The sequence below is a fragment of the Paenibacillus hunanensis genome (assembly GCF_014645615.1).
In the GTDB taxonomy this organism is placed as follows: domain Bacteria; phylum Bacillota; class Bacilli; order Paenibacillales; family Paenibacillaceae; genus Saccharibacillus; species Saccharibacillus hunanensis.
In genome coordinates this window covers 41153-59161 of the sequence record NZ_BMMB01000014.1, presented here as the reverse complement: position 1 = coordinate 59161, position 18009 = coordinate 41153, and the positions used below count along the sequence as shown (strand labels likewise).

Here is an 18009-nt window from a genome sequence, read left to right as displayed (position 1 = left end):
TTTGATCTTCTTCGTATAGTCTATTTTTCATTCTATTTTGTTCTATTTACTACCTCTATTGGCTGCTTTTGTTATTCACTTTCTTTGTATTCTTCTTGTTCTGCGTTCTGTTGTTCTCGATATGTATTATACAATTGCCACTTAGTGTTTTCTCTTTTCAGGCTTTGTTTCAGGTTTTTTAACTTTTAAGTGTACTCTTGTTGTTCCAATGAGGGATATAGCAGTAGAAGGTGTTGCAGAGAGGTATTGGAGAAAGATATTGTAGAGGAGCTCCAAGGAAAGAGGGATACGTATTATACAATTGCCAGTTGGTGTTTTATAATTTTGTATGAACGGATTAGAAAGGAGGAGGAGGACGAGTATGAGTCATACTAACCAAGATACACAACGAAAGGTTGCTTTGATTACTGGAGCTAGTAGCTCGAGAGATATGGGCACGGCATTTTGTAGAAAGTTAGCTTCTACTGGGGTGGATATTTTCTTTACCTATTGGAATGCAGATGTGCAGTGGCCAGATATGTTACGGCAAGAGATGATGGGTATGGGTGTACGTTGTGCTTGTTTGGAGATTGATTTGGCAGCTTCTACTGCTGCGTCAGAGCTATATGCTGAGGTATTGAACCAACTGGGGCAGCCTACTATTTTGATTAATAATGCTGCGTATAGCACGAATAATGATTATGTATCGCTGGATGCTAAATCATTGGATGATCACTATGCCGTGAACATGAGATCAACGTTTTTATTATGTGCTGAGTTTGCACGTTCGTTTGAGAAGGCAAACTTGCCTTATGGTCGGATCATTAATTTAACTTCAGGTCAGGATCTTGCACCTATGCCTGGAGAACTGGCTTATGCGGCGACGAAGGGAGCTATTTCTGCGTTTACGAAGTCGTTATCTCGTGAGCTAGCATCATTGCGAATTACAGTCAATGCGATTAATCCGGGGCCGACGGACTCTACGTGGATGAATGATGAGGTACGTGAATATCTATTGCCGCAATTTCCAATGGGACGGATCGGGACGCCTGAAGATGCAGCGCGATTGGTAGCTTTTTTGGCGAGTGAGGAAGCAGAGTGGATTACAGGACAGATTATTCACTCGGAAGGCGGATTTATTCGGTAATTGGTGATTGTTAATCATGGAATTAGGTTGTGCATGGTTTGTTAGCTAGTATTGAGTATGGTTTGTGGTTGTACATATTAGATTTTAAATGGGATTGGAATGGATCGGGGATAAATACAAATAAGAAAAGCTGACCTTTATACTAAATAGGGGTCAGCTTTTTATGTGAGTGAATAGTGGGTGAATGATATGAATAGATCATCTTTGTCCAGTTATCGAACTATAACTCTTTAGGCAGAGATCCTCTGTATGATTGGATATCAACATTAAATGAACTCCTATTGAGAAGTATGAACATGATTTGAACATGTATATATGAATGTGATTTGAGCCTTTATATTGTATATCTAATTTGGATCTAGCAGCAATGTGATCGAATGAGCTAATTTAGCTAATATAGTATGATACATCGATGCTAGGGCAAGCTGGGATAATGTCGGATCCATGTAATTTAGCTAATATAATATGACACATCGTCCTTGTTAAGCTTGACCATGCCATCTTTGCGTTGTCTGAACAGACGGAGCAGGATGAGCAGGCGTGGTAGGCAGAGCCAGACATGCCAGACGACTAGCGAGACGGAAAAGGAAACAGGCAGCCACATGAATAGTACAGCAGTGAAGCATAATCCGATCCATGTTGTATGCAATAGTACGCGTCGGAATGTAGAATAGCTCATATGTTGATCAGGCAGATAACCGATCCAGGGGTATTGGAATTGGAAACGCCATTTTTTACGCAGGTGATTTACGGTCATAATTAAGACGGAGCGTGAGATTACGAATTGAATCCACAATACTAGAGGGAATGACAATACCCAGAAGCCAATGCTTTCCCATGAGAAGAAATACATTTCTGCGGCTAAGGCGATGACGGGTAAAAGAAGATACGTCCAAAACCAGAGTCGGGTAATATTCCATTTTTTAATTAGCTTATACTGGTAGAACGTTGCGTTTTGTTGCGGCTCTACTGCCATAGAGGAGGGGCCACCTTTCCGATAAATGATGAAATGCATATGGCATATGTGCAGCATTGCAGTGAGCCATGAATGAAGCTTATGTATATGTATAGAACAATAAAGATACAACTGTGTATGGAACCGAGCAGTATTCATTATGTATATCGGTTTTTGGATCGGTATCGAAGAGGAACTTTAGAACCATTTCTACTGGGACTACAACTACATACAATCGACAACGATATACATTGATGATAGAGCATTGGCATATATTCAGTCATACAGTGGCCGGGGATTAGATTTAAATTAGCTATCAATTAGGTACGAATTAGACATTGATCGTAGATAATCGATACGTAAGTCGTATATCATATAAATCCATTGGATATCACGATCTAAATCGGGGTCTTGATTCAGACTTAGACTTAATCGCATAGTTCGAGCGTTGCTCTGTTATAATTATAATAAGGATACTAGGAAGTCTACAATAATTTATATGAAAGTTAGCAGGAGTATTATGAATAATAATGAGATGAGTAAGCAGTCATTCTTTTCCGAGAATGCGTATGAGTCCCTTTCTATAGATGATCATCTTCAAGATGATCGTGTTCGGGCGCCCCTATATGAGAGGCTTATTCAGTATGCGCAGTCAGGCAATCGGAGCTATCATGTGCCTGGACATAAAAATGGAGCAGCCTATGAACTGCCTGTTGAGAACGCTGCACAAGCTCTGTCTATGGATTATATGCGAGAGCTATTGCGTCTGGATGTGACGGAAATACAAGGCACAGATGACCTTCATCATCCTGAGGGTGTGATTCAGGAGGGGCAGGAGCTTGCTGCTCGCTGCTTTGGGGCAGAGGAAACGTACTGGCTTGTTGGTGGCAGTACATCGGGGAATCTGGCATTACTGTTATCGGTTTGTCAGCAGCCCGGTGATCTAATTATTGTGCAGCGTAATGTGCATAAATCGGTCATTCATGGCTTAATGCTGGCTGGAGCGCAGGCAGTGTTTTTGACACCAGAGATCGATACACTTAGCGGGCTTGCTGTGGTGCCATTGGCAGAGACGGTGCGGCAAGCGCTAGTGCGGTATCCTCAGGCTCGTGGCGTGCTAGTAACATCACCTAATTATTATGGAATGGGCAGCGATCTATCGACTATGGCTCAATATTGTCATGAGCACGGCATTCCTCTGCTCGTCGATGAAGCGCATGGTGCTCATTACGGACATCATCCACGCTTTCCGCAAAGTGCGCTGGCAGCGGGAGCAAACGGCGTTGTACAATCCACACACAAAATGCTATCCGCTATGACGATGGGCGCGATGCTGCATATACAGGGTAATTGGATGGATCGGGATGTACTTCGGCAGCGATTGGCGATGATTCAAAGCTCCAGTCCTTCCTATCCGATCATGGCTTCACTGGATCTGAGCCGTTATTGGCTGGATTACGCAGGAAGTGCATTATTTGAACAGGGATTGGCAGCTCGTGATTATGTCGTAGATCATCTGGCATCGATTGGATGTTATGCTGCTGCATCGGATCATACGCATGCAGGCAGTAAGCAATATGTAGCAAATGAGCAGGTGGATAGTATGGATCGTGAGACTGGCGGACGCTTTGCGATTGTAGGTGAGCAACGTGAGGAACATCGACGATATGTGAAGAAGGATTCTTTGAATGCAGAGTATAAGGATTGTGTAGAAGAAGTCCATTCGGAGAGTCGTTTGGATATACCTGCATATGATGAGATGGCTCAAAGAATCGAGCAGGATCCATTTAAAATTGTTTTGTATGATCAAACAGGATACTTATCCGGGCAGCAGTTACAGCAGCAGCTTGAGCAATATGGCTGTATACCGGAGATGAGTGATGAGCGTTATGTGGTGCTCGTATTCAGTCTCGGCTCACAAATGGAGGATGCAACACGCTTGTTGGACGCATTACGGCGGATTGCTGATGATACAGCTATAGCTGCACAGGAATATGCTCATGCACATGCAGGTAATGTATCGATATCCCCCATGTTATCAGCTTTATCAATCGGGAAAAGTGTACTTTCCGATGCTCTTGATAAGTCCAATATAGCCGCCGAACAGCAAGATGAAGATTCTAATCTGCTTATAGCTTCACTCATATCCGAGCCCGTACCTTTTCAAATGAAGCCTATCGCACAGCAGCAGATCGAGACGATACCGCTGGAGCAGGCAGCCGGACGGAGATGTGCAGAGATGGTTATTCCTTATCCTCCGGGTATTCCTGTATTGTATGCAGGAGAAATGATCAGTATGGAATTGCACGCACGGCTATTACAGGTACGCCAGCATGGTATCAAAATACAAGGAGCTGCGGATGTTTCGCTACAATCGATCCGTGTCTATCACGATTAACTATAGAAAGCAGGAATGAAGGTATGACAGCAAAAGGATTATTTATCGCAATTGAAGGGATGGATGGGAGCGGCAAAACCAGTCAGCTGGAACGAATCGTACAGTATTTGAACGAGCGCCAGCTTCCATTTTTATCTACGCGTGAGCCGGGAGGTATTCCAGTATCCGAGCAGATTCGTAATGTGATTTTGAATGTGGACAATCATATGAGCGGGATGACTGAATGCTTGTTATATGCCAGTGCGCGGCGCGAGCATCTGATGCAAAAGGTTTTACCTGCACTGGAGGTAGGTCAGCTTGTCATTTGTGATCGATATGTGATGTCCTCGCTTGCGTATCAGGGACATGGGCGTCAATTGGGTAAAGCGGTGCTTGATATCAACCGTATGGCGATTGAGGTTGAAGGTAAAGAATACTGGGCAGATATGAATCTGTATATCGAAGTGAAGCCTGAGGTTGGATTGCAGCGCATCATGGCTAAAACGACAGATCGTGAAATTAATCGTCTGGATCTGGAAGCGATCGATTTCCATCATCGTGTCTATGGCGGTTATCAGCAGCTGATCGCTGAATACCCAGAACGTTTTACGATTGTAAATGGGGAGCAATCTCCAGATGAGGTGTTTGAAGATATTCGGGAGCAGCTTGATCGCCTGATCGATGGCTGGCTCTCCCAATCCACAACAGAGTGAGTTAGCAGGCTAAATTAGGGTAATAAAGGGTACGATATTTGACTAGCACTGTTATGATCTTGTATTGCATGGCATATGAAAAATGAAGCAAAATTAAGGGACTGAGCTGAATTTTAGACTGTGAGATGTACAAAATCGGGAAATGAAATAAGGAGCAGGGATGATGCTAAAGATAGCAATTGTCTAACAAAGGATTAAATGAGTAGTGATTTTTGCGAAGCAAAATATCTTACAGATATAGTGTTAGCGATTCCCTAACACGAGGTCAAATGAAAAGTGATTTTTGCAAAGCAAAATATCTTACAGCTAAAATTTACGAAATCCATGCTCATCTTCCATCCAATAGATTCTCATATCTCTTAGCTAGCTGCCCCAATTTCAATATTGTTCCATTAAAGCCAACGCAATTAAAGGATATTGCACCGGTTATGTCAAATAAAGAATAGACGTATTGGTTGAATTTTGCTAAAGGAGGCTATAACGATGAAACTGATTATAGCGATCGTGCAGGATAAAGACAGCAATCGTCTGTCCGGAGAGCTGGTAAAAGCCAATTTCCGTGCGACCAAGCTGGCAAGTACAGGTGGCTTTCTGCGTGCCGGTAATACGACATTCATGATTGGTGTGGATGATAGTCAGATCGAAGCGGTTCTGGAAGTCATTCGCAACAGCTGCAAAATTCGTGAGCAGCTGGTTACACCAGTAACACCAATGAGTGGAACGACCGATTCGTATCTACCATTGCCAGTCGAAGTACAGGTGGGCGGCGCTACGGTATTCGTCATGCCTGTTGAACGCTTCGAGCATTTCTAAACCAGGCTTCATGAAGCATGATGACAGCCTCAGGGCTATTCGCTGGTCGGTGAGATTTATGCTGTGCTATCCGAAATGCTGCTTATGATAGCGTATAGACGTTAGTACAGCATAAGCCCTGGCGAAAAAGTCGCGTTAGTTTGTAATTTGATGAATCAAACGGCTCGTTTAATAGTATAATAGAAGGAAGAGAAGGATCGGGTACCATTATGGGACCGGTCCATCTTTATTATAAAGAGGTAAAATTAATAAAAATTGCGGAATAGAGCGGATTTTTTCATTTTCCTATTCGCAAAACCTTCATTTTGAACGATACTGATTATAAGGGCTTTTACAGGTTAGTTATAAATAGGGACCGTTCGCTTACCAAGCTCGTGTCCTATTGTGCTGCTCGGTTCACTCAACGGATTGGCATGCGATACAGGCAGGCGGATCATGGAGAGTATCAGTATATAGATTCGGTATATGGAGAGGAAGATCATAATGAAAATCAATCCCGGTTATCCTCCGTTAAAAAGCAATTCGGTCTTGTCGGAGACGCCAACGAAGGTTGTGCAGCAAAAGAATTTCTCAGACGTGCTGCAAAATCACGGGACGCAGGCTACCCACGACGAGATTCAGCGTCAATTCAAGGCCATTCAGCTTCAAGGGGATCGTCTGGCTAAGTCGATGACCCTGCGTGAGCTGAAGGCGTATCAGATGCTGGTGAAGCGCTTTTTGGAGGATACGGTACGCCGCGGAGTCAAGCTGAAGGATACACAAAGCTTTGATCGTCGTGGACGCAGTCGCAAATACAAGCTGCTAGATGAAGTGGATTCTGCATTGCTTGGTATGGCTGAAGAGCTTCTTAGCAGCGAGGAAGGCCGAATTGAGCTATTACAGCGTATGGGCGAAATTCGCGGTCTGCTGGTCAATTTGCTGTATTAAGTGCTTCAGATAAGGAGGCAGTATGTCTTTTCAAGAAATTATAGGGCAGGAAACTGCCAAAAAGGTGTTACAAAATGGGCTTCGTCAGCAAAAAATATCCCATGCCTATCTGTTTCATGGCCCGGCAGGTAGTGGGCAATTGAAGATGGCATTTAGCTTTGCCCAAGCGCTCGTCTGTCTGGAAAAGGGTGTCGATGCGTGCGGACATTGCATAGAGTGCCGTAAAATGGAGCACGGCAATCATCCGGATTTTCTACTGGTAGAGCCGGATGGCAGCTCGATCAAAATCGATCAGATCCGCGAGCTACAGCGGATTTTTTCATACCGTTCGGAAGCGGGCAACCGCAAAATCTATATTATTCAGGATGCGGATAAAATGACGGTGCAGGCCGCCAATAGTCTGCTCAAATTTCTGGAAGAGCCGCCAGCTCCGGCTGTTGCGATGCTGCTGACAGATAATGTACAGTCTATTTTGCCGACGATTCGTTCGCGGACACAGCCAGTGCTATTCACTGCTGTCGATCCGAAGCAAATGATCCAATTGTTAGCGGATGAAAATTACCCGCTACCCCTCGTTCGCTGTGCGGTTCATCTCGTTTCTGACCCGGAGGAATGCCGGAAGCTGCTCGCCGAGAATTGGTTTGCAGAAATTAGAAACGTAGTGTTACAATTAGGGAAGGAGTCTGCCTCCAGGGGCAGTATGAGCCTGATTACCGCACAACAGAAGCTATTTAAGGGCGGACTGGGTGATCATGTGGATCAGGTATTTGACCTTTTTCATCTATGGTTCAAGGATCTTATTCATATTCAGATTGGCCAGAACGAAAGTATCGTTTTTATAGATCAGTTAGAGTCTCTCTCCAAGGTGGCTCACACCCGCAGCATGCAGCATTGGATCTCCTGTATGGCGCTTGCTGCCGAATGCAAGAAAATGCTTCGCTCGAACGTTAACGGGCAGCTATGTATGGAGCAGTTTCTCATAGGGGTAAGCGGCTAAGGTATAGAATAAGCTTCTATATAGGACGGACAGTATACATCATGCGGAAGAACATCTGATGAAAGAGCAGTGACTTTTTCGAAATACGCCATGTCCGTGCAAACCAGGTGTGTAGGCAAGCCGATCTGCTAGTTCGATATAAGCGCCATATGTAGCTCAACAATGGCTGCTTCAGACGAAGGCTAGCAGGAGCTGATCGAGATAGCGGCTCACTCGCAGTTTGCGTATACACCGTAGAAGTTATTGTTTGTATCGTTTTTGCATCAGTAGGGGCGGTATTGGCAAATGAGGAGGCTTTTCTTTTGTATAACGTAGTAGGTGTCCGCTTTAAAAAAGCGGGTAAAATATATTATTTTGATCCGCTCGATTTTGCAATCGATAGCGAAGAGCATGTTATCGTAGAGACGGCAAGGGGTATAGAGTACGGCAAGGTCGTTATCGGACGTAAGCAGGTGAAGGAAGATGATGTGGTATTGCCGCTGAAAAAGGTAATCCGTATCGCCGGGCAGGATGATGCTCGTATCGTCGAGGAGAACCGGACAGCAGCGAAGAATGCATTTGCTACATGTCTCAAAAAGATTAGAGATCATCAGCTCAAAATGAAGCTGGTGGACGTCGAGTATACGTTTGATCGCAATAAGATCATTTTCTATTTTACGGCAGAGGGACGTGTCGATTTTCGTGAGCTTGTAAAGGATCTGGCAAGTATTTTCCGTACGCGTATCGAGCTGCGTCAGATCGGTGTGCGTGATGAAGCGAAAATGCTGGGCGGAATTGGCCCATGCGGACGTATTCTGTGCTGTTCGTCCTGGCTGGGTGATTTTGAGCCCGTGTCGATCAAAATGGCGAAGGATCAGAGCCTGTCACTGAATCCGACCAAAATCTCGGGTCTATGTGGACGTCTGATGTGTTGTCTCAAATTTGAGCATGACAATTATGAAAGTATAAAGGAAGAACTCCCGGCTGTCGGTAAATTTGTCGTGACCTCGCTTGGTGAAGGCAAGGTTGTTGGCATTAATGCGGGTTCTCGTACGGTACATGTTCAGATCTTCGAAATTAGTAAGGTCAAGGAGCTACCGTTCGATGAGGTCGTGGTGAAGTAAACCGTCAAAGGCTGCGTTTGAGGTGGAAACTTGGAAAAGAAAAATCTTTTTGAGTATATTCATGAACTGGAGACACAGATGAACCATATGCACGGGGATATGGGAAGGCTCAAGCTGGCAGTTAAGGAATTACTGGAGGAAAACCAGCGCCTGACGATTGAAAATGAACAGCTGCGTCGTGTACTGAAAAAAGAAGTGCCTGGCGAACCAGAGCTGACTGATGCTCAGGCGGTTGAAATCCTGGCTGATTCGGATCTGCACAATCATCCGTATCCAGAAGTCGTCGGCGAGGGCTACGATAATCTCGCCCGGTTGTATCATGAAGGATTTCATATCTGCAATGTATACTATGGCCATCTGCGTACGGAAGGCGACTGTCTGTTCTGTCTGTCATTTTTGAACAAATCCGAATAATACGAACCAAAGCCGCAGATACTGTCTGCGGCTTTATCGATGTGGAGAGGAAATCGGGAAATTGGAACAAAACAACAAGCATGAGCAGTATTTGGAACTGCTACAGCCAGGTGAGCGGATGGATGATCTGCTGACCCACAGGCTGCATATTATTCAAAGCCCGGATGTGTTTAGCTTCTCGATGGATGCGGTGCTACTGGCGCGCTTTATAGCGGTTCCGCCGCGTGGTAAGGTGATGGACCTGTGTACTGGGAACGGTGTTATTCCGATCCTGCTTAGCACGCGCACCGCGGCATCTATTGAAGGGGTAGAAATTCAGGAACGGCTGGCGCATATGGCTGAGCGTAGCGTACAGATTAACGAATTACAGTCACAGATTACGATTCGCAATCAGGATCTGAAGGAACTACCGCTACAGGGAGAGCATGGTACGTACGATGCTCTAACGGTCAATCCACCGTATATGCCAATGAACGGCAACGAGGTCAAGCTGAATATGCACCATGCAATGGCACGCCATGAGATCGGTTGTACGCTGGAAGATGTCGTCCGCACGGCAGCCGGTTTACTCAAAAATGGGGGCAAGCTGGCGATGGTGCATCGTCCGCACCGCCTGGTCGATATTGTGCTGATGATGCGTCAATATGGAGTAGAGCCGAAACGCATTCGTTTTGTCCATCCACGCCGTCATATGGAGGCGAATATGGTACTGGTGGAGGGCATTCGCGGTGGTAAGCCAGAAGCGCGTGTGCTGCCGCCATTGATCGTATATAATGATCAGAATGAATATGTTCCAGAAATTATGGATATTTATTACGGTCAAAAGGAGTCTTTATGAGCATACAAGTCCAAAAAAGCTTTGCCGCTGCATCGGAGTCGCCGCAAGGTAAAGCGCCAGGTACGCTGTATCTGGTCGCAACACCGATCGGCAATCTGGAGGATATGACCTATCGCGCTGTTCGCACATTGCAGGAATGCGATATTATCGCGGCTGAGGATACACGGCAAAGTCGTAAGCTGTTGAATCATTTTGAGATTACGCCGCGCAAACTCGTCAGTTATCATGAGCATAATAAGCATAATAGTGGGCCGGAGCTGATTCGCTTAATTATGGAAGGGCAAAGTCTAGCGCTGATTAGCGATGCGGGCTTGCCTGCTATTTCTGACCCAGGGCAAGAGCTGGTACAGCTAGCTGTAGAGCAAGGCATCGCGATTGTACCGATCCCGGGAGCTAATGCAGCGCTATCTGCATTGATCGCATCAGGCCTGTCGACCAATCGGTTCACCTTTATCGGCTTTTTGCCGCGTGATCATCGTGGACAGGCAGAGGTGCTACAGGGGGCGCGTGCAGCAGAAGGAACGCTTCTATTTTATGAATCTCCACATCGCATTATCAAAACGCTACAAGCGATTCTGGAGCATGTGGGTAATCGTCGCATCGTACTGGCACGCGAATTAACGAAACGGCATGAGGAATGGCTGCGTGCCTCGGTAGAGGAAGCGCTGGAATGGCTGGAGGAGCATCCACCGCTGGGTGAATACTGTATCGTGCTGGAAGGACAATCACAGGAAGAAGCGATTGCCGAAGCGAATGAATGGTGGCAGGCATTGTCGATTGCCGAGCATGTCGCGCATTATGAGCAGACCGAGCAGCTATCGCGTAAAGATGCTATGAAGCGTACCGCTAAGGATCGTCAATTGTCCAAGCGTGATATTTATCAGGTATTGCTGGAGGAATAGAGCATAGGATTTATCATTCCGCCACATTCTTGGTGATGAATGGATCGAAATAATTTAAGCATAGTTAACTGCTTCGGTATGTGCGTTTAGGTATGTGTACACTCTAATTCATAAGGTATGCTAGACCGGATAGGATCATCTCTAAGCAACATATATATTATATAGAAGAAACTCGATCAGCGACCTCTATTGGAGCAGCAAATTCGAGTGCATATTTCGAGTGTATATGAAGGGACCACGACCGAGCGTCGAGGTCCCTTTTTGTCGCCACATTGGCTTACTATGTGAAAATCGGTATAATGTCAGGTAGAGGAAAACATGCAGAAAGCAAAAAAATACCTTTACCCGAGCAATGTCGGATAAAGGTCCAAGGAGATATAAAAAGGTTAGAATTAATAAAGTTTATGGTTCTAGCTTTATTATAGCTTATTTTAATTATTTTGTCACAGGAACTGGAATTTCGGAGATGCAGTCGTTACAAACGATTTTGCCTTTGAAGTACGTTACATTTTCAGCATTGCCGCAGAAGATACAAGCTGGCTCGTATTTTTTCAGCATGATGCGCTCGCCATCAACGTAGATTTCCAGAGCGTCTTTCTCACCGATTCCCAGTGTGCGACGCAGTTCGATCGGAATTACTACACGGCCCAGCTCGTCTACTTTTCTTACAATACCTGTTGATTTCATCATGATAATCAATCCTCTCAAATGTGTTTTTATAATAGTCGTAAAATTCGCTTGTCGAATAGGGTTCGTAACGGCTGTTCCCGATTAATAGAAATGAAGTAAGCCATCGTATAAGCTGCGATACTTCTCTAGCTGGTTAGCGCCAGGATGCAATTATTGAACAAGCATTCATGTTTTAAATGTCATCTTTCGACAAAGTTCTATCTTTTATGATATTTATAATACCAACGTTTCCCAAATCAGTCAACATAGAAATTGCATGAAATTGCCTATTTCAGCATAAAATCGTAAAATTTTTTTTGCGGTTAAAGGATTTTGGGTTTATTTTTACGATATGATGGGCGTATACAGCTTTTGTCGATTTGGAAATCGTTGCTGATCATATAACGACACTGTTCGACATAATTGACATAATTCTATTTTATACGATTCAAAATACGGTAATCAAGTTTCGCGAAGGAGCGTTAAGTATGAAATCGCTACAGCCTTTGGATGAGGAAAAAGTATTCAAGGACCCTGTTCACAATTATATTCACGTCCAGGATCGGTTAATCTGGACATTGATCAATACACCTGAGTTTCAACGATTGCGTCGCATTCGTCAGCTCGGTACATCCTATCTGACCTTTCACGGTGCAGAGCATAGCCGCTTTTCCCACTCTCTCGGAGTGTATGAGATTACGCGTCGTATCATTTCTCAATTCGAGCGAAGCGGATATGAGGATTGGCCGAGCGAGGAGCGTATGGTGGCACTCTGTGCTGCGCTGCTGCATGATCTGGGACATGGCCCATTTTCGCATTCTATAGAAGAAGCGTTTGAGATGAATCATGAGGAATGGACGTGTCGCATATTATTAGAAGATACTGAAATTCATCGTGTGCTGGAGGACGTAGAAGCTGGCTTTTCGGAAAAGGTTGCTGCGGTTATTCGTAAGGACTACGAGAAGGCAGTAGTGGTCAATCTGGTGTCCAGTCCACTGGATGCAGATCGGATGGATTACTTGCTGCGCGATGCATATTTTACAGGGGTGAATTACGGTACGATCGATATGGATCGCATTATTCGTGTGCTGCGTCCGCATAATGGACGTGTGGTCGTGAAGGAGACGGGAATGCACGCGATTGAAGACTATCTCATGTCACGGTATCAGATGTACTGGCAGGTGTATTTCCATCCGGTGACACGCAGCTCGGATATCGTATTACGTCATATTTTCCAGCGGGCAAAAGAACTGTTCGATAGCGGCTACAATTTCACATTTTTACCACATCCGCTACCTGCACTGTTCCGCAATGAGTTAAATGTAAAAGAGTACTTACTGTTGGATGAAGCGCTTGTACAAACGACGTTTATGCAGTGGACGCTTGAAAAGGACGAAATTCTTGCCGATGTGTGTGCTCGTTTTATGGAGCGACGGTTATATAAATATATAGAAACCGAATTAATCGACCTCGATATGATCGATCAAATTCGCCGCGAATTTGCGGAAGCGGGTCTTCATCCGCAGTATGATCTGGAGATCGATTTCCCAACTGATTTGCCATACGATGTTTTCCGCCCTGGTGATCCGAAAAAGGAAAAGCAGATTTTGCTACTGGATCGTCAGAACAAGGTACAGGAAATATCCGAAGTATCCGATATTGTGCGCTCGATCAGCGGTATCCATCGTGGACGATATCATCTGTATTTTCCACAGGAGAAGCTAGAAAGGGTAAAACACAAGCTGTCACCGCATGTAGCGGACATTTTCGAAGATAAGCTAGGACCAGCACAAATGGAGTTTGAAATATAAAAAATGTATGAAGCCGATAAAAAAGTTCCATAGCGATTACGTAAAAAAGCCTGCAAAGGAGAATGAATACTATGTTATTTGATACACATACCCATTTGGATTCCAAAGATTTTGATGAGGATCGCAAAGAAGTGATCGAGCGTGCCTACAATAATGGAGTCACTCGAATGGTGAATATTGGATTTGACCGTGAGACGATTCCGACTACGATGCAATTAGTAGAGGAATACGATTTTATCTATGCGGCAGTGGGCTGGCATCCGGTCGAAGCGATCAAGATGCAGCCGGGCGATCTGGAATGGATTGCATCTTTATGCAGTCATGAAAAAGTAGTCGCAATCGGTGAAATCGGACTGGATTATCACTGGGATAAATCACCGAAGGATGTGCAGCATCGTGTACTGCGCGAGCAAATTGGCCTGGCGCGTGAGATGAAAATGCCAATTGTCATTCATAATCGGGAAGCGCATGAGGACATTGTTCGGATTTTGCGTGAGGAAAAAGCAAGTGAGGTTGGCGGCATTATGCATGCGTTTTCCGGTAGCTGGGAAACGGCAAAAATGTGCCTGGATATGGGCTTCCATATTTCGTTTGGCGGCCCGATCACATTCAAAAATGCAAAGCAGCCAAAAGAGGTACTAAAGCAGGTTCCGATGGATCGTTTATTACTGGAAACGGACTCCCCATATTTGACTCCACATCCTAATCGTGGAAAAAGAAATGAGTCTGGATATGTACGTTTGGTGGCAGAGACAGCTGCCGAGCTTAAAGGGGTAAGTCTGGAAGAAATTAGTGAAATTACAACAAAAAATGCGTTGGCATTATTTGGCATTCGATGAAAACGAGAGAAAAACCGATGAAAAAACGAGCTATACCGATATATGAATGAATTTTAACGAAAAAATGCGGAAATGTTACAAGTTTTTAACCACTTTTTAAGAAAAACGGAGTTGCCTCTCGCTTTACAGTGAGGTTGTGTTCGGGATATCATTTCATCAGTGATTTAATCTTCGTGTCGATACACGAGATTCCATGATTCGGTCTCGCTGAGTTTCCTACATAGGAGAACGGGGGAACCAACAGCTGTCTTCATTCACTTTTAACCGGCAATACCGGAAGGCAGATGTTTGATTCCTGATACAGGGTCTTTGGGGTGAATTGAGGCTACTTGCGCCATGAGCGAAGGACGTCTCACAGGGTACCATCTACACGCAGTAGTGCTTATCCGAACCCGACAGCTAACCTCGTAAGCGATGCAGAGGCAACCTCTCATTTTCTAAGTTTCCAATGGACGTACAATGTCGGGAAGCCACGGAAGAGTTGCTCTTGCACTTTTCCCTAGGCTTTTTTGTTTTGTGCAAAAGGAAGTCAATGAAAAAGAGAAGACCCGGTTTTCACTATCCGGGATCGGTATGCCGCTAGGACTGACCATGGCGCAGGCAATTTTCAACTAGAACGAAGTACCGTAATGCGCCGGTATTTCATCATAAGCATTATAATGCCTGTGGAAATTCTGATATAGTCGCGTCTATAATACATTTTCTTTACAGCAAGACGGCGAGACTATGTAAGGAGGACGGAAGAAGTGGGAATTGCTCCTTTCAAAGAAACCCATGGTTCACGCTCATCCAGCATGTCTTACGCGCTGCGTTGGAAGCAAAAAAATCTACGCTCTGTACTGCTCACTTCACTGGCAGTGATTGTGGTTATTGCCATGGCACTCTGGTTGATGTATATGCAGGCAAGCAAAAATATTTATGTCGTTATTGATGGCAAAGCTCAAATGGTCGAAACCCATAAGCTACAGCTATCGGATCTGCTGGCTGAACAAAATATTCAAGTAGCACCACAGGATAAAGTATCAATGTCCATGAACGGAGCAATCCAGGATGGCGACAAGGTATACATTAACCATGCGGTAGCCGTAAATATTACGGCAGACGGTAAAACAAAACAGGTGTACACTACAGCCAAAACGGTTGGGAATACACTGGAACAAGCCGGGATCGATCTCGGTAAAGAAGACAAGCTAACACCTCCGGTGGAAGCGGGCGTCCAGCATGATATGGACATCAAGGTAGTTAGAACAACTTCCTTTGTGGCCAAACAGGTCGTTGAGCTGCCTTATCAGGTCGTTCAGAAAGAAGACGGCAGTCTGCTGGAAGGTAAAACAAAGCTCATTCAGAGTGGTCAAAAAGGTAAGGTTGTCCAGTATATCGAGAAGGTATACGAAGACGGAGAGTTCGTCTCCAAGCGCATGATTGATAAAAAGACAACCGCTGATGTACAGGACAAGATCGTTGCGATCGGTACGAAAAAAGAGCAGCCTAAGTTGCTTGCAGCGAGTGCTTCGTCCAGTTCAAATTCCGACAAAGATTTCTCTTATGCCAAAGTATTGAATAATGTTACGCTGACAGCCTACTCCTCTCAGGAGCCAGGACTGGGTACACGTACTGCATCTGGAACGCGAGTGACAGAAGGACGGACGATTGCCGTAGATACCGACGTGATCCCAATGGGATGGTGGGTCTACATTGAAGGCCTCGGTTACCGCCGTGCAGAAGATACCGGCAGCGCCATTAACGGCAATAAGATTGACGTATATATTGATAGCCTGAGCCAGGCAAGAGCGTTCGGACGCAAGTCCGGTTATACGGTCTATGTGATCGGGCCGGTAAAACCTTAATTTATCGGTACAAATCGGTTGCCTGTGCTGGCAGGACTGTTATATGATATAAGCATTATTAACCATGAGCGTATAGGAACCAACAGGAGAAGGGGATGATTCCCCTTCTTTTTGTTTGTTGTTTTGTTATACTGAGGACAATATGAATATGATCGCGGGGAAAAGGAAATGACGTCTGTACGCCCCCGATCCGGAAGGGAAGCGTACCATCCATTGATTAAAGAGGTCATTGTTGTAGAGGGACGGGACGATACAGTAGCGATTAAGCGTGCAGTCGAAGCGGATACGATCGAAACGGGTGGCTCCGCGATTGGCGCTCACGTGATTCGTCGTGTACGTCTGGCACAGGAGCGTAGAGGGGTTATCATTTTGACCGATCCCGATCATGCTGGAGAGCGGATACGCAAAATCGTCTCACAGAAGGTACCGGGCTGTAAGCATGCCTTTATCCCGGAGAGTGAAGCGACGTTAAAAGGCGATATCGGAGTCGAGAATGCATCGCCTGAAGCGATTCGGGCAGCTCTGGCACGTGTGCATACGGAAATGCCAGAGGCAGAGACGCTCATCGATTGGGATGATCTGATTACGACCGGACTGGTCATTCATAAGCAAGCTGCCGCACGCCGGATGAAAATGGGCAATCTGCTCGGCATCGGTTATGGCAACGGCAAGCAATTTCATAAACGGCTACGTATATTTGGCATCACCCGCGAGGAATTCGCGGCAGCACTTTCACAACTTGAAGCGGAGGAACAGCAATCCAATGAATGATAGACACGATATCGCCACGCCCGGACGGACGAAAGAGATTATTAATAAGCACGGCTTTTCGTTTAAAAAGAGCCTCGGTCAGAACTTTTTGATCGATAGTAATATTTTGAATAAAATTGTCGACGCAGCGGACTTGAATGAACAGCGTGGTGCGTTGGAGATCGGACCGGGGATCGGTGCATTGACAGAGCGTCTGGCACGTCAGGCGCATAATGTGACCGCGGTAGAGATCGATCAGCGTCTGCTGCCGATTTTACAAGACTCGCTCGGTGACTATGATAATGTGCGTGTGCGTCATGGTGATGTACTCAAGGTCGATCTACAGGAGCTGTTCCGTGAGGATTTTGCCAATGTGGATAAGGTCAGTGTTGTTGCGAATTTGCCGTATTACGTCACTACACCGATTCTGATGAAGCTGCTGGAAGAGAAGCTTCCGCTCGATAATATCGTCGTGATGATTCAGAAGGAAGTCGCACAGCGTATGGCAGCTGCGCCAGGTGGCAAGGATTATGGCAGCCTGAGCATCGCTGTTCAATATTACTGCATCCCAGAGCTGGTATGTATCGTGCCGAAAACGGTATTTATTCCGCAGCCGAATGTGGAATCAGCGGTGATTCGTCTCAAGCTGCGTGAGGAGCCACCTGTGCATGTACAGGATGAGCAGCATTTCTTCGAGCTGATGCAGGCATGCTTTGTTCAGCGCCGTAAAACGATTGCCAACAACCTCAAAACACGTTATTTCAGCGGAAGCGATCGCGAACAGCTGGAGCAGCTTCTCGCGGAGGCTGGTATCGAGCCATCCCGTCGTGGGGAGACGCTGAGCATTGAGGAATATGGACGTTTGAGCGATGTATTCCTGGCAGCAGGGATTCGTTAAAGCGAGCTTTTTAGCACCTCACAAAAAAAT

Annotated in this window: 17 protein-coding genes and 1 riboswitch; of the genes, 15 read left to right on the top strand and 2 right to left on the bottom strand. The window is 45.4% G+C overall.

What is annotated here, in order from left to right:
- Positions 1–361 precede the first annotated feature (361 nt).
- Positions 362–1126 carry an SDR family oxidoreductase gene (locus tag IEX62_RS21620; protein ID WP_188778165.1) on the top strand — a complete coding sequence of 255 codons (765 nt, stop codon included), beginning with the start codon at positions 362–364 and terminating at the stop codon, positions 1124–1126.
- A gap of 451 nt (positions 1127–1577) precedes the next feature.
- On the opposite strand, the gene IEX62_RS21615 is transcribed toward IEX62_RS21620, so the two are convergent.
- Positions 1578–2102, bottom strand: coding sequence for a hypothetical protein (locus tag IEX62_RS21615; protein WP_188778163.1), 525 nt, complete (start codon positions 2100–2102; stop codon positions 1578–1580).
- A 499-nt stretch (positions 2103–2601) separates the two neighbouring features.
- Between IEX62_RS21615 and IEX62_RS21610 the strand changes: the two genes are divergently transcribed.
- From IEX62_RS21610 to rsmI, 9 genes are all read left to right on the top strand, one after another.
- A complete protein-coding gene (locus tag IEX62_RS21610) occupies positions 2602–4479 on the top strand; it encodes an aminotransferase class I/II-fold pyridoxal phosphate-dependent enzyme (protein WP_188778162.1) in 1878 nt (625 codons plus the stop codon).
- A gap of 23 nt (positions 4480–4502) precedes the next feature.
- Positions 4503–5171, top strand: coding sequence for a dTMP kinase (tmk, locus tag IEX62_RS21605; protein ID WP_188778161.1), 669 nt, complete (start codon positions 4503–4505; stop codon positions 5169–5171).
- A 483-nt stretch (positions 5172–5654) separates the two neighbouring features.
- Positions 5655–5984 (top strand): cyclic di-AMP receptor DarA, encoded by a 330-nt coding sequence (gene darA / locus IEX62_RS21600; RefSeq protein WP_188778160.1) that lies wholly within the window; start codon positions 5655–5657, stop codon positions 5982–5984.
- Positions 5985–6467: 483 nt separating this feature from the next.
- Positions 6468–6911 carry a YaaR family protein gene (locus tag IEX62_RS21595; protein WP_188778159.1) on the top strand — a complete coding sequence of 148 codons (444 nt, stop codon included), beginning with the start codon at positions 6468–6470 and terminating at the stop codon, positions 6909–6911.
- Positions 6912–6933: 22 nt separating this feature from the next.
- A complete protein-coding gene (gene holB, locus IEX62_RS21590) occupies positions 6934–7908 on the top strand; it encodes a DNA polymerase III subunit delta' (RefSeq protein WP_188778158.1) in 975 nt (324 codons plus the stop codon).
- Positions 7909–8210: 302 nt separating this feature from the next.
- Positions 8211–9011 (top strand): PSP1 domain-containing protein, encoded by an 801-nt coding sequence (locus IEX62_RS21585; protein ID WP_188778157.1) that lies wholly within the window; start codon positions 8211–8213, stop codon positions 9009–9011.
- A 30-nt stretch (positions 9012–9041) separates the two neighbouring features.
- Positions 9042–9425, top strand: coding sequence for a DNA replication initiation control protein YabA (gene yabA, locus IEX62_RS21580; protein ID WP_188778156.1), 384 nt, complete (start codon positions 9042–9044; stop codon positions 9423–9425).
- A 118-nt stretch (positions 9426–9543) separates the two neighbouring features.
- Complete coding sequence (locus tag IEX62_RS21575) at positions 9544–10263, top strand: tRNA1(Val) (adenine(37)-N6)-methyltransferase (protein ID WP_188778178.1); 720 nt, start codon at positions 9544–9546, stop codon at positions 10261–10263.
- Positions 10260–11165, top strand: coding sequence for a 16S rRNA (cytidine(1402)-2'-O)-methyltransferase (gene rsmI / locus IEX62_RS21570; RefSeq protein ID WP_188778155.1), 906 nt, complete (start codon positions 10260–10262; stop codon positions 11163–11165). The genes IEX62_RS21575 and rsmI overlap by 4 nt, the downstream gene beginning before the upstream one ends.
- Positions 11166–11600: 435 nt before the next feature.
- Here rsmI and IEX62_RS21565 read toward each other — a convergent pair whose 3' ends face one another.
- Positions 11601–11855: an AbrB/MazE/SpoVT family DNA-binding domain-containing protein gene (locus IEX62_RS21565; RefSeq protein WP_188778153.1), complete on the bottom strand. Its 255-nt coding sequence runs from the start codon at positions 11853–11855 to the stop codon at positions 11601–11603.
- A 467-nt stretch (positions 11856–12322) separates the two neighbouring features.
- Here IEX62_RS21565 and IEX62_RS21560 point away from each other — a divergent pair, with 467 nt between their 5' ends.
- The 5 genes from IEX62_RS21560 (at position 12323) to rsmA (ending at position 17979) form a co-directional block, all read left to right on the top strand.
- Entirely contained in the window at positions 12323–13645 is a 1323-nt protein-coding gene (locus tag IEX62_RS21560; protein ID WP_188778151.1) for an HD domain-containing protein, read from the top strand.
- A gap of 71 nt (positions 13646–13716) precedes the next feature.
- Positions 13717–14484 carry a TatD family hydrolase gene (locus tag IEX62_RS21555; RefSeq protein WP_188778149.1) on the top strand — a complete coding sequence of 256 codons (768 nt, stop codon included), beginning with the start codon at positions 13717–13719 and terminating at the stop codon, positions 14482–14484.
- Between the two features lie 195 nt (positions 14485–14679).
- Positions 14680–14913, top strand: a riboswitch (cyclic di-AMP (ydaO/yuaA leader).
- A 317-nt stretch (positions 14914–15230) separates the two neighbouring features.
- Positions 15231–16331 (top strand): resuscitation-promoting factor, encoded by a 1101-nt coding sequence (locus IEX62_RS21550; protein WP_188778147.1) that lies wholly within the window; start codon positions 15231–15233, stop codon positions 16329–16331.
- 213 nt (positions 16332–16544) lie between these two features.
- Positions 16545–17102, top strand: coding sequence for a ribonuclease M5 (gene rnmV / locus IEX62_RS21545; RefSeq protein ID WP_188778145.1), 558 nt, complete (start codon positions 16545–16547; stop codon positions 17100–17102).
- A complete protein-coding gene (gene rsmA, locus IEX62_RS21540; RefSeq protein WP_188778143.1) occupies positions 17095–17979 on the top strand; it encodes a 16S rRNA (adenine(1518)-N(6)/adenine(1519)-N(6))-dimethyltransferase RsmA in 885 nt (294 codons plus the stop codon). Before rnmV ends, rsmA begins: the two co-directional genes overlap by 8 nt.
- The last annotated feature ends 30 nt before the right edge of the window (positions 17980–18009 follow it).